Source organism: Bradyrhizobium sp. SOJA106, assembly GCF_059448745.1.
On sequence record NZ_CM182549.1, the window covers coordinates 1,630,624 to 1,643,764 of the forward strand.

At 63.9% G+C, this 13,141-nt stretch carries 10 protein-coding genes; 7 read left to right on the forward strand and 3 right to left on the reverse strand.

Features of this window, described 5'->3' with window-relative positions:
- Positions 1-5: 5 nt before the first annotated feature.
- Complete coding sequence (locus tag AC5V87_RS07465) at positions 6-1,877, reverse strand: CHAT domain-containing protein (RefSeq protein ID WP_495370486.1); 1,872 nt, start codon at positions 1,875-1,877, stop codon at positions 6-8.
- A gap of 207 nt (positions 1,878-2,084) precedes the next feature.
- Between AC5V87_RS07465 and AC5V87_RS07470 the strand changes: the two genes are divergently transcribed.
- From AC5V87_RS07470 to AC5V87_RS07495, 6 genes are all read left to right on the forward strand, one after another.
- Positions 2,085-2,909 (forward strand): C1 family peptidase, encoded by an 825-nt coding sequence (locus AC5V87_RS07470; RefSeq protein ID WP_495370487.1) that lies wholly within the window; start codon positions 2,085-2,087, stop codon positions 2,907-2,909.
- Between the two features lies 1 nt (position 2,910).
- Positions 2,911-3,216: a protease inhibitor I42 family protein gene (locus AC5V87_RS07475; RefSeq protein WP_495370488.1), complete on the forward strand. Its 306-nt coding sequence runs from the start codon at positions 2,911-2,913 to the stop codon at positions 3,214-3,216.
- Positions 3,217-3,250: 34 nt separating this feature from the next.
- Positions 3,251-3,583 carry a hypothetical protein gene (locus AC5V87_RS07480; RefSeq protein WP_495370489.1) on the forward strand — a complete coding sequence of 111 codons (333 nt, stop codon included), beginning with the start codon at positions 3,251-3,253 and terminating at the stop codon, positions 3,581-3,583.
- Positions 3,580-4,593 carry an AAA family ATPase gene (locus tag AC5V87_RS07485; protein ID WP_495370490.1) on the forward strand — a complete coding sequence of 338 codons (1,014 nt, stop codon included), beginning with the start codon at positions 3,580-3,582 and terminating at the stop codon, positions 4,591-4,593. Before AC5V87_RS07480 ends, AC5V87_RS07485 begins: the two co-directional genes overlap by 4 nt.
- A gap of 145 nt (positions 4,594-4,738) precedes the next feature.
- Positions 4,739-7,174 (forward strand): S8 family peptidase, encoded by a 2,436-nt coding sequence (locus AC5V87_RS07490; protein ID WP_495370491.1) that lies wholly within the window; start codon positions 4,739-4,741, stop codon positions 7,172-7,174.
- A gap of 384 nt (positions 7,175-7,558) precedes the next feature.
- Positions 7,559-7,780 carry a hypothetical protein gene (locus AC5V87_RS07495; protein ID WP_495370492.1) on the forward strand — a complete coding sequence of 74 codons (222 nt, stop codon included), beginning with the start codon at positions 7,559-7,561 and terminating at the stop codon, positions 7,778-7,780.
- A gap of 17 nt (positions 7,781-7,797) precedes the next feature.
- Here the strand turns inward: AC5V87_RS07495 and AC5V87_RS07500 are convergent, their stop codons facing one another.
- Together AC5V87_RS07500 and AC5V87_RS07505 are read right to left on the reverse strand one after the other, a co-directional pair.
- Positions 7,798-9,702 carry a CHAT domain-containing protein gene (locus tag AC5V87_RS07500; RefSeq protein ID WP_495370493.1) on the reverse strand — a complete coding sequence of 635 codons (1,905 nt, stop codon included), beginning with the start codon at positions 9,700-9,702 and terminating at the stop codon, positions 7,798-7,800.
- A gap of 254 nt (positions 9,703-9,956) precedes the next feature.
- Positions 9,957-11,381: a metallophosphoesterase family protein gene (locus tag AC5V87_RS07505; RefSeq protein ID WP_495370494.1), complete on the reverse strand. Its 1,425-nt coding sequence runs from the start codon at positions 11,379-11,381 to the stop codon at positions 9,957-9,959.
- A 289-nt stretch (positions 11,382-11,670) separates the two neighbouring features.
- Here AC5V87_RS07505 and AC5V87_RS07510 point away from each other — a divergent pair, with 289 nt between their 5' ends.
- Positions 11,671-13,014, forward strand: a complete 1,344-nt coding sequence (locus AC5V87_RS07510; protein WP_495370495.1) for a hypothetical protein — start codon at positions 11,671-11,673, stop codon at positions 13,012-13,014.
- The last annotated feature ends 127 nt before the right edge of the window (positions 13,015-13,141 follow it).

Here is a 13,141-nt window from a genome sequence, read left to right on the forward strand (position 1 = left end):
TCGGACTAATTCCCGACAATGGCGCATGGGTCACCATAGAAGCAGTAGGCGGCGAAACTGTCTTTGCCGAGACGGCGGTCGTAAGCCTTTGCCCGAATTCCCGCGACGATCTTGCTGAGCGGAATGCCACGATTGGCTCTCACTGCGGCATAAAACTCGCGGGCGACCTGATGCGCGTCGACGTCGTCCACGCTCCACACGGGAGCGATCACCGCGGCGGCGCCCAGTCTTATGAACGACGGCGCAAAACCGCCCAGACCGATCAGGGCCGGAGCTCCCCGGCCGACTTCGCAGGCGTTCAGGAATACGATCGGCCGGGTCGCGGCAAGAAGGCCGGCGATACCGCGCAATCTGACGATGTTCGAGGACGTGAGCTTGCCGCCGCACTCCAGGTGCAGAGATTGTATCCCGTCCCGATCGTCGTCGCCGTGGCAAACGAAGTGGATCAGCGAACGCCCCACGGTCCCCAACGTATTCTCGACGGTCTCGAAATCCGCCGGCGTCACCACGTCGCCGGGATATTGAGAGATCACCATCGCGGCTTCCGCGGGCGCTTCCTCCAGCCTCCGATCCCCATGATAGGTCGGAGCGATCACATGCGAGTCGACGAGCCTGATGTCCCTGGGCGGAGCGATGACGCGCTCGTCCGTCCAGCGGCCGACATCGAACTCCACTCCCAGCGGCATCGTCCGATCTTCGTAGCGGCCGCTCGTCGCGCGGTTCGGGATCATGAGCTCCCACGGCATGTACGGCTCCGCGGATACGATGGCGATGGAGTTGAATTCGATCTTCGCGTCGATCAGCTCCCAAATGACCCTCTGGAATATCGGCGGAGCCGCTTCGAAAAGCTTGATCCCGGCACCCGAAAGCTCGGCCACCAGCTGCGCCTTGCCGATGCCGGGCGCCGTGAACTCGCGCATGTACGCGGTCACGATCTCCCGAGCGGCTTGCGGCAGATTCCAGCGCTCTGTCGCCCGTCGCGCATATGCCGGCAGATGCGGCGTGCTGATCGAGCACCAATAGTGGCGTCCGTCGTTCTCGGGGTCGGCGACGATGGTGACGGTGAGGTCCGCCGGAGGGAGTCCGTTCCTGCCGATTTGGACCGAGGCGTCGTTTTCGCCATGCGTCGGCCTCGTCGGCAAGTCGAGGACCTCGACCGTGCGCGCGACTTTGCCGCATGGTCTGTCGTCGACGTAGAACATGGCGACGACGGACGGCGCATCGTCGTCCCATTGCGACCGCTCGACGCATCTCATCTCGAATGGCGGGAGCTCGTAACGATCGTTCTCCGCGGTCATTATGAAGGACGCGGTCGGCGCGCCGGTGACGACGAAGTGGCTGCTCGCGAGTAGTTCGACCTCCACGAGGCTCCCCGCCGGCGCCGCCACATCGTAGCCGACCTCGTCGGGGCGCCGCGATTTTCGATCAAGATAGACCGAAACGCCGAAGGAGGCCCCGGGGCTTATCGGTCCATCCGCCAGGATGTCGATGTGAGGCGTCCGCAAGATCGTCCCGCCTTGATCACGCTCCGCCAGAGCGTGGCCCCAGCCGGTCCGGACGAGCTCGTCGGCGCTGATTTCGCGGGCGAGGCTTCGCAATCGTTCTCGCATGACCGGGATATCGTCCGGGCTTCGACCGAGCAGATGCGCGATCTGCTCCAGCGCCCTCGCTTCCCTCGGACAATCGGCGTACGTGATCTTCAGCAGCGCGACGACGCGCAGAAGCCTTTCGCGGGCGCGCAAGAGCCACTCGTCGCGTGTCGCCGCCAAGCCGACGAGCAGGTCGAAGGTCGCCAGCACTTGCCCGTCTTCGTAGAGCTCTTCGGCTCTTCGAAAGTCGGCTTCGGCTTTCGATTCACCCTCGGACGGTCGGAACATCGTAGGCAATACCACCATTTCGGGTCGGCGACAGGCGCGCGATCGCGGCTTCGCGATAGCCTACATGGCGCCGTTCCCACCGCAAGGTCGAGATGGCCGTCGTTGAAGCGCGGCGCGCACCCTCCCGGCGCCAGCGGCCCCCCGAGACGGCCGGCGGGATCTGTCGTAGGGTAGGCGGAAAGCGACGCCCCAAGGACGTGTTTTCGGATGGATAATCGGGAGATCAGAGGCGCCGTCGAGGCTGCCGGAGCTGGTTGGACGCTGACGGACTATGGCGGCAGTGACGATTTCCGCTCGATGGTCGGACTTTCGCTGGGGTCGGAGACCGCGGAGCTCTTGAAGCCCGCGAGCCGCGCCGCGTTAGACTTCAAGGCGCCCCATCTGCCCGATCGGTTCGATTGGCGTCTGCACCAGGGCAAGGATTGGACAGGCCCGGTCAGAGCCCAGGGGCGCTGCTTGAGCTGCGTGAGCTTCGCGGTGACGGCAGCGATGGAGGCGGCGATCCGGATTCGCTCGGGCATGCCGGATCCCGAACTCCATCTTTCGGAAGCCGACCTGTTCTTCGGCGCTCTCGGCCGCTGCGACACGGCGTGCGTGGAGCCGCCGGCGATCCTGAACCGAGCGCGCGATCATGGCGTGTGCCTGGCATCCGATTTTCCGTACGAACCGAGGCAGCTTTCGCACCGGCAAGTCCCTCCGAGGTACAAGCTCGATTTCTGGCAAGCGCTGAGATCGCGGTCGCAGCGGCGGGCGGCCATCGCGGAGGACGGCCCCGTCGTCGCATGCATGCAGATATTCGAGGACTTCATCGTCTACGGTGGAGGGGTGTACCGGCACGTCGCGGGGAACGAACTGGGGCTGCACGCGGTCTGCCTGGTCGGCTACGACGATGTCGACAAGTATTGGATCGCCAAGAACAGCTGGTCGGAAAGGCACGGAGAGGGCGGGTACTTCCGGATCGCGTACGGCGAATGTGGTATCGACGACGCGCTGTCATCGTACTCGATCACCCTAGGCGAAGAGTTGTCCTGACATGAGGACGCTCACGACGGCGACGGAGAACGAGGTGGCGATCGGCGAAGATTTCGAGGTCGCTATCGAGGAGCCGGGCGCGTCGGGGTATCGGTTTCGTGCCTCGTTCGATCATCGATTGCTCTCGCTATTGAGCGAACTCCATTCGGTCTCGAGACCGTTCGGGAACGATTGCACGGCCAAGTTCACCTTTCGGGCTCGCGCGTCGGGCAACTGCGAGCTGGCGTTCCGTCTCTGCGCGCCTTGGGATCGGGAGCCGGCCGACGTCCGTACATTTCGCCTCCGGATCAGAAGCCGAGAGGATTGATTTCGGTCGAAAAATAGCATAATGCATATTCATTATGCCGACTGACGTCGAGTTGATATCCGCCCTGAGGGACCGCATCGAAGCAAAGCTGGCTACCCAGGCCTCGCTTGCTGCGGAGCTCAAGATGTCGCAGGGGCACTTGTGTAAGCTATTGAAAAAACAAAAGCTCGCAAAGAAATCGCGAGCCCGGATCTCCGACTATCTACAGCGGCCCGACATTGCCGACGGGTCGCATGATGAACTCATCGTGACACGGCGCGTGCTTCAAAGGTGTCAGCAAATAATGCATAATATGCAATATTTATTGACCGACGTGCAACGAATGTGTGATCAGATCGCTTCTACCGGACAGAAAGCGAAATCATGAGCGAGCGACCCAAGCCGAGCAGTGTGTCCGTTGCCTCCGCCGAGCAATTGCTGTCGCTCGTCCGCAGCTTCGTGAAGAGGGACGACAAGCGCTTCGTGTCCGTGGCGCTGCAGGTCGCGGACAGTGCCGCGAAGCGGGGGCACAATCGGGTCGCCGAAGAGATGCAGTCGATCATTGCGCAGGCGCGGGCCTCCCTGTCGGCGGTGGAAACGAGCAACGATCCGATCCCGCTGGTGAGACCTCGCGGCGAATTGGCGGGCATCGTCTCGATCTCGTTTCCGCGCCTGAAACTTGCCGACCTGGTGTTGCCGCACGCCCTTTCCGATCGGCTACGCAAGATCGTCAAGGAGCACACCGCGCGAGCCCGCCTGGGCGACTTCGGCCTACAGCCGAGGCGCAAATTCCTCCTCAGTGGTCCTCCGGGGACCGGCAAGACCATGACCGCCGCCGCGATCGCCGGAGAACTGCAGCTCCCGCTCTTCACGGTCCTGTTGGACGGACTGATCACCCGATTCATGGGCGAAACGGCGGCGAAGCTGCGTCTGGTGTTCGATGCGATGGCGAACACGCGGGGCGTCTATTTTTTCGACGAGGTGGACGCGTTGGCGACGGCGCGGGCGGCCGGCAACGACGTCGGCGAGGCGCGTCGCATATTGAATTCGCTGCTGCAGTTCCTCGACGACGACAAGAGCACGAGCGTCATCTTCGCGGCGACCAACCATCCGGAATTGCTGGATCGAGCCGTGTTCCGGCGCTTCGACTCGCAGCTTCGCTACGCGCTTCCGGGCCGCGATCTGATCCGGCCGCTTCTCGAAAATAGCCTGTTGGCGTTCGATCTTTCCTCCATCGATTGGGAGGCCGTCGAACGCTCGGTCGAAGGCTTGAGCCAGGCCGATCTGGCGCTGAGCGCCGACGATGCGGCGCGCGAAGCCGTTCTCGAGCATAATGGCGTCCTCGGCACGGAGCTCCTTATTTCCGCCCTGTCCGAGCGTGGAATGCACCACAGATAGTCGACATGGCTGCCCGAGAACGGGCGCGCCCGCTCCGCACCGGCGGGGCCGAGCTACCCTCCCGTCGATAAGGAAGGGGAAAACCGAAAATCGGCGGAATATTCCGGATTGCCCAAGTTTCCGAGTGGGTTAGATACTCCGCCGTATGGCTTCCGACGATAAGCACCTGATTCTCCCCCGCCTGGGCAGAGGCGTCGACTTCACCCCGGTCGGCAAGCCGATCACTCCGATCGTACCCGAGCCGGTCGACGACAGGCCCGAGCACGCGCGCAATCTGATCGAAAGCCTTCATTCCGCGCTCAAACGATCCGCGAGAAGGCTGGATGCCCAGAGCGAGGTCCTGTCGCCAGATCGAAGGGGCCTTCTGCTGGTGCTTCGGCCGCGCTACGGATCTGAGATCGACCTGTCCTTCTTCCGCGGCACGTCTCACAAGATCGAGCTTCTCGCGGCTGGCGGAAGGGGGCGTCGTCAGATGGTGCGGGTGTTCATGCCCGAGCGGAGGGTGGCCAGGATTTCGGAGGCTATCGCCAAATACGGCGACTGGGAGGAAGGAGAGCGAAAGCCCCTTTTCACGGATTTCTTCGAGCAGCTCGGCAACATCAATCTCGCCGCTGTTTCGCGGTTCTGGAACGGGCCGGACGAGGCGCTACCGCCCAAAACAAAGATGGCGGACTGGGAAGTGTGGGTAAGGCCGGCGGTCGCGGAAGACGTCAGGCGCGTCGCCGCGGACTTCGATGTCCTGGTCGATCCTCACGCGACGGACTTCAACCGCGTCGTCGTCATGCAGATGCGCGCGCGGCTCGCGGACCTGGAACGGCTGCTCATCGCCACGGCGGCGGTGGTCGAACTTCGTCCGGCGTCGGAACTGACGGTGCCGCCGACATCCATGGCGCCGGCGCAGCGGGCGGCTTTGGCGAGGGCCCTCGCCGGCCGCATCGTCCCTGCCGCCACGGGTGCGCCGCTCACCACCATTCTCGACACCGGCGTCCGATACCAGCACGTCATGCTGAGCGCCTCCCTGCCGGAAGATCGCGCCCACACCCTGCTTCCCGCCTGGCGCAAGGACGATACCGACGGCCACGGAACGCAAATGGCGGGCGCGGCGCTGTTCGGCGATCTGGAGAAGCTGATCAGAAGAACGGATCCGATCGTGCTGCAGACGGCGCTCGAGTCCGTCACGCTCTTGGGTGCTTCGGGTTCGCGCAGGCCGAATCCGAGTCACCAGCTTCGCGAGGCCGTGCGACGGGTCGAGCGCACGCCGGGGCGTCGGATCTATTCGCTGTCACTGGGAATGCCCAAGAATCGAAACGACGGCCTGCCCACCGAATTCTCCAGCACCATCGATCAGCTCGCGTTCGGCGAGGGAACGCACCAGCGGTTGTTCTGCGTCGCGGCCGGCAATCTGATCGATACGAGCGGTCTCGTCGTCGGCGACTACATCGGAACGAACGATGCGACCGGAATTCAGACTCCCGGGCAGGCCGCAAACGCGCTGACCGTCGGCGCCTACACCGAGAAGACCGATGTCGGTTGGGGCGAGCGCGCGCATGCCCCTCACGGAGATCTGTGTCCGTCGTCGCGAACGGCAATGGGCTGGAGCACGCACCTCGCCCACAAGCCCGACATCGTCACGGAGGGGGGAAATCGGGTCGTGGAAGCCGACGGTGTTTCGACCCGCATCGTCGAGAGCCTCTGCGTGCTGACGACCCACCATGAGATACCGGGAAGGCCGTTCGCCGCAGCGGCCGAAACCAGCATCGCCAACGCCGCGGCCGCGGGCATGGCGACGCGCGTCGCCGCACTCTATCCCGAGCTCTGGCCGGAAACGATCAGAGGTCTCATGGTCCATTCGGCCCGCTGGACGTCCGCCATGATGAACAGATGGGAGGGGTCGACTCGAGCGGCCGCGCAGGACGTGTTGCGCAGATTCGGGTGGGGCGTGCCCAGCGAAGAGCGTATGCGACGTTCGGTGGACAACGTTCTCACGATGATAGAGCAGGACCGTCTGTCTCCCTTCACGCAAAAGCCCGGACGAAAGCCCACCTACGACAAGATGAACTTCTACAGGCTGCCGTGGCCGCGCGAGGCCCTGGAATCAATCGCGAGCGAGAAGGTTCGGCTGCGCATCACGCTCTCGTACTTCGCCGAACCGTTCCCCTCGGCGATCACGTTCGATAGCGAACAGGACTACTTCTCGCACGGTCTGACCTTCGACGTCGGCGAACCGGACGACGACGACAACGAAGCGATCGCGCGCATCAACGGACGACACCGCAAGGCGGGCCACGTGCCCGGTGGAAGGCGCCGAAAAAATAGGTGGGTCCTGGGATCGGAGGCGCGCGCCGTCGGAACGCTGCGACAGGACATCTGGGAGGGCGCGGCAGGCGATCTTGCGACCATGAACCGGATATCGGTGTTACCGGAACGGGGCTGGTGGTCCTCGTTCCGGACCGACAAGGACGCGGACGAGACCGTTCGGTATGCTCTCATCGTCAGCATCGAGGCCCCCGAGGCGGCGGTCGATCTCCTGACTGAAACTTCCCAGGCCATCGCGAGACTGCCTACTGTGGTCGAAGTCTGACGGGCCCTGATGAAGTCCTCCTTCTCAGAGGCCCATTGCCCGCCGGAAAGGGCTCGTTCCAGGCAGCCCCATGACCGGCGGAGAAGCGAACATCGCACGACATGCTTTGCATCCGCCGCGCGATCTCGAAGTCCTGCTGCCGGATCTCTATCCGCTCAGGCCGACCGACCAGGAATATCTGGCAGCGCGCCGGAGGCGACCTTTCCTTGCTCTAACTGAACGGAACCGGCAAGTCGAATTGGTTCTCCGCCTTGCGGGCCCTGCGGCGCGGAGGTGGCGGTCGCACCATCGACAGGCGTTCGCTGATCGCGACGGCGCTGGACGACTACCCCGAAGCATGGCGAGCTGCTCGCTCTCGACTCCTCGGACGACCGTTTGGAGGCCATGCGCGTGCTTCAGGATTCCTACGGTCGTCTTCAGGTCGACGCCGAACATCGACCCTATCTCAGGGACGCGGCTCTCGCGCACCTCGGAGTATCGCTCGAGCGCGGCGTGCGCTCGCCGGTATATGTGGTGGTGTATCCGAACTCTCTCGGTCTTCTTTCCGTCGCGGCGCGGGAATTCAGATTGAAGCACGCCACCGCGTTGGACGGCCTGCCGGCATAGCTGGCTGCGGCGTGCGCTCATGATGGTGCCTGTCTTGCCGCGCTGGCGAGCGGATCGCCGAAGAAGCAATAGGCCGCGTACGTGTCTTTCGCCTCGCTGTAGGCCTTGTCCCGGATCTGCGACAGGATCAGGCTGAACGGCTTGCCGGGATCGTTCTTCACGGCCTCGTAGAACGCCCGGGCGACCTGATGCGCCGTGCCGTCCTCCACGCTCCACAGCGGGGCGATCACGGCTGCCGCTCCCAACTCGATGAAGGCGGAGGCGAACCCTCTCACGCCCACCAAGGCGGGCTTGAGCCTGCCGATCTCGCAGGCGTTCAGAAACACGAGGGGGCGCTTGTCGGAGATGATCGCAGCGAGGCTGGGAATGCCCAGCAGCGTCGTGGTCGTGATGCTCGAATCCTCGAGGCGTATCGTCTGGTCGACCGCGGACGAGTCTCCGTGGCAGACGAAATGGATGAGGGATCGGGACTGCTCCAGAAGTTCCTTGCGGAATTCCTTGAACGTCGCCGGTACGACGCGCTGGCCGCCGTACGTGGAGAGCACCAATTCCGCTTCCTGTTCGGCGTTGGCAAGCTTGGCGGCGCCGGAATATCTGGGAGCGACCACGAAACTGTCGACGAGTTCGACGCTCCACGCCGGCGATACCAAGTCCCGATCGGTCCATCTGCCGATCCCGAAATCGACGCCGAGTGGATTTCGCTCCTGCCACTTCTTGCCGACCATCCGGCGCGGAACCATGAGCTCCCAGGGGAAGAAGGCTTCCTCGGAAACGATCGCTATCGTCGACAGCGGAGCGTTCGCGTCGATGAGGTCCCAGAATGCCTGCTGGAAGTTTCTCGGCGAGGCGGTGAAGAGCTGCTTGCCCGCTCCACGCAGTTCGTCCGTGAGCATCTCGGCGGGCGTCTGGTCCGACGTGAAGCGGTCCATGAAGCCGGCGACTATCCGGCTGGTGTCGTCCCCCAGGCTCCACGGGCCGGTCTGCGGAGTCCTATACTTCTCCAGATGCGGAGAGCTCACCAGGCAAACGAACTGTCGACTGCTGCCTGGTGGATCCGCGACGATCGTGACGACGAGATCGGCTTGGGGAGCGTTCGGTGGCGGAATCACGACCTTTGCCGGCGGGTCCGCCGCCGCACCCGACGTCGGGCCGAACTGCACGAAGCGGCCGATCTTGCCGCAGGCGCGTTGCTCCGCGAAGAATATGACGATTATGCAGGGCATCTCCTCCGCTGCCTCTTGGCCCCGCACGACCTTCAAGCCGAACGACGGCAACGATACCTTGGTCTCGACCGGATCGAGGATGAACGTGGTCCGGTCGTCACCCTCGACCTCGAAGTGATCGGAGGCGACGAGAACGGCTTCGATCCTCGTTCCCGCTGGCGCGGCCACCTTGGTCGCGATCTCGCCTTTTCTGGCCGCCGAGACGTCGAGCCACACATTCACGTTGAGGGTCGAGCCGGGCCCCAACGGCCCTTCATGGATGATGTCCATGTGCGGGGTCCGCTCGACGATCTCGCGAAGCGATCGCTTCGTCCGGTCGCCGCTCTGCCGATCGGACGATGGCGACCGGAAAGTGCCCGGGAAAGGCAGCCCGGGCAGATGTTCGAAGATCAGCGTCTCTTCAGGCGGCCTCGGCACCACGCCTGCGCCCTTCGTTCGCGCCTCACGATTGAGCATCCTCGCGATGACGTTCGCTTCGATCTTGCGCAGCTTTTCCGACGATCCGACTCCCTTCCGCAGGAGCTCCGAACAGATAGCGAGGATGTAGGCGGAGCAACGATCGAACCATTGCTCCGACTCGGCGAGCCGCACGAATTCCGGGAGCGCCTGTTCGAAGCGTTCTTCTCGGAACAGATCGATCGCCCGCTCGAAAGCCTCGGTCCTACCCGGATCGGCGTTCCAATCCCTGGCATCATTCATGGCGTTCCGTCCCGCGGATGCGCCGGCGGCACGACCGATGCGTTTGCGGCATGCTGAAATTCTATCGAGCGCAAGTCGCCATCCCCGATGTCCCCATCATCCGCGGACCCGTCTTATAGGACGCGATCCGTCCGCTTCGCGGGCGGACATTAGACCATTCCTCCGCCGTGAACCACCCGGTCGCTCTCCGCGCAATGGTCCTCGAAGACCGCCGTCGTGCGGCCGCGATCCGTCGCGGGCGGATGCATTGCCGTTCACGCGGCGGGATTTATCGTCTCGTCGTGGCAGAGGAAACCATCCTCGTCGAAGTAACGCTCGCGCAACGAGGTGCCGTAGAGGTCGACGACCGAGAAGCCCATGTACGCCCAGCGCTCGAGGCCGCTTGCGATGTAGCGGCGGTCCTCGAACGTCGCCGGCGCCGGATACTCGTCTCCTTGCGCGTGCGTCATGTAGGTCGGAACGCCTCCGTTCCCGACGAGCCGGGCATATTCGAGATCGCCGTGGGCGGAGTGGAGCACGCATCGATGTTCGTGTCCCCAGATCGCGCCGAAGATCGCCTTGCCGGCCAGAAGAGGACCGAGCTTCTCGCGCAGAACCTTGCCGACGCTGGGGGCGTCCTCGTATGCGCTGAAGAATTGATGATGCGTGAGCAATACCGCGCGCTGCCGGCTTCCGGCCAAAGTATCGGCCAGCCAGGCCGCCTGCGGGTCCTTTAGACCGTCGTCGTCGTACGCCGTATCGAGGCCGATGAACTGCCAATGGTCGTTGGCCAGGCGGAAGAAGCTCGAGCGGGCCTGCCTCGCGAACCGCACGTCGGCAAGCAGGGTGCCGTAGTACGCGTGGCCGCCCGAATACATGTCGTGATTGCCGTTCAAGGACCAGGATCCGATCCTGTCCTCCTCGCCCGGCTTGACGGGCCAGTACGGTAGGAAGCGCTTTCGGTATTCGTAATCGAAGCCGGAATAATAGACGTCACCCAGGTGAACGACGTGGCATTCCGTCCCGGCGGCCATCGCCTCCTCGACGAACTTGCGCATCTGCTCGGCGACCTTCTGCGCTCTCGGCAGGCCGCTGCCCCAATCGCCCACGAACACGAGCCGGCATCGGTCCGCCATGACGTGCGTGGGCGCGGGTTCGGGATTGAACGGATGAGGGTTTCGGAACTTGGAGATGCCCATGGCGACGAGCGAGCTCACCCATCCGGGATCGGTCACCGAAAACTTGTCGAGGACGCGGCGGGAAGCAGGGGGAAGGCCGGCGGCCAACGATCTGTCGGTCACCGGAGCGGTCGCGTCCGGACCGCGGCGCGCGGAGCCCCTATCACTCTCGGCGACGTGGTCCCGGCTCTCGGGATGGTCGAAGTATTCTTCCAACGCGCTCTGAGTGATGCTGACGATGGGATCGCTGCTGATGAAGCACGTCTCGTCCAGCGACGGCGAAGCTTGGCCCCGTCGCCGCGGTCCGGGTTCGAAGCCGGTTGCTCCCCAGGATCCGGCTTGCTCGCGGTCCTTCGCGGCCTCCACGTCCGAGGCCGCGCGCGAGTATTCCTCCCTGTCGAGGGCCGGCTCCTGACCCGACGTCGTCCCGCCCCGGCGCGACGACGCTCGCTTCTTGAGCTCCGCCAGCACGGCGTCCATCTGCGCAAGCACGAATTCGCGGTTCAAGACCTCTCTGATCATTCGAGCTCCGTACCTCCGATGCGACTCCGATCCGCCGCGGTCGCCGCTTGGCGAGGCGGATTCGGGATGGGATAACCTAGGGGATTCCCATGGATAGGCAATCTGCGAAACCGTATCATCTTAAGGTGGCGGCAAAGCCGGTGGCTAATCGGAACCGGACGACGGTTCGTTTCGTGCGGCCGACCGTGCTCGCGGAAGACATCTTGTTGGAGCAACGAATCGTGGAAGCTGTCCGGCCGCCGAAGACGCCTTCGTCGGAGCGACGTCGCAACGCGCGAAGGTGTTCGGCATGATCACCCGAATGACGAAAGCGCGCTTCGACGCGTTCGGGATGTGGGGCCGGAGCCCGGGCACCCATCACGAACTGGCGAACTGCTCGTACTTCTCGGCCGACGGCGAACGCCTGATCGGGGCGACCTATTACGTTCGCCGGGCCGATCGTTTCGCGTACGTCGTTCTGGCGCGCGATGCGCACGGCCGATTTCAGGGGTTCGCCAATCATGGTCCTTATCCGTCGCTCCGAAGCGCCGAGGCGGCGCTGATCGGTCGCTTGACGACTCTGCTCGGTGAGCCGACTCCGGAAGTGCCGATGCGGAGCGACACGCGACCGGGCGTGGATCTCTTCGCGACCATCGAAGGGGCGCGGCTCAACCCCAAGTTCGTCAATCTGCGCGACGGGCGCAATCCATCCGCGGCTCGCGAGTTGCTGCGCGAAATCTCGCCCTGGGTGATCGACCTGGACGGCAATCTGGTGCGCGATTTCCAGACGACCGGCTTCGACGCGAGAACCTGGGAATTGTATCTGTTCGCGGCGTTCCGAGAGCTCGATTTTGGGTTCGATCGCTCGCACGCCGTGCCCGACTTTCGCTTGATCAGGGACGAGACCAGGATATTCGTCGAAGCGGTGACGGCGAACCCGACCGGAAACGTCGAGTTCGACATCAGAAAGCCTCCTCCGGAGCCGCCCGAGGACTTCTGGCCATACCTTCACCAGCAGTTGGCCCGCAAGTTCGCGTCTCCGCTGCGATCGAAGCTCGCGAAGCGATACTGGGAACGCGAGGACGTGGCCGGTCACCCGTTCGTCCTGGCGATCGCCGATTTCCACGCCCCGGGATCGATGATCTGGTCTCAGTCGGCCTTGCCGCTCTATCTTTACGGGATCGAGATTCATCGGACCGATGCCGGGGCCCCGCACTCGGTGCGCAGAAAGGACGAGGTCGTCGACGGAAAGGTCGTCCCGGCGGCGTTCTTCGATCAGCCCGAAGCCAGGCATGTTTCGGCCGTGCTTTCCTCCAACGCGGGCACGATGGCGAAATTCAACCGGATGGGCGTGTTGGCCGGATTCGGCGACGCCGACGTCAGTTTGGAGCGCAACGGAGGCTTGAGCGATCCTTCGCCGGGCGCTCTCGACGCCGTTCCATTCGAAGTGAACATCGAGGATCCCGACTACGAGGAGGGATGGGCCGACGAAATCCAGATCTTCCACAATCCGAACGCTGCCGTGCCGCTCCCGGAAGATGTCTTCCAAGACGTCGTTCAGTATTTTCTCGAGCATGGGGAGGCCGTATGGCGCGGGCCTGCGCCGCGGGTCCTCTATTCCTCGACGACGTCGCGCGCGCCCGCGAAGCGATAGTCTACTCGGCTGGAGAGAATATCGGACGCGACCGGCGGCCGAACCGTGCAATCGCCCGTCCGATCGGGCAATTCGATGCCGAGCGGCCTGTCGCCGCGACAGCGAAACGCCAAGAGGCGCCTGCACA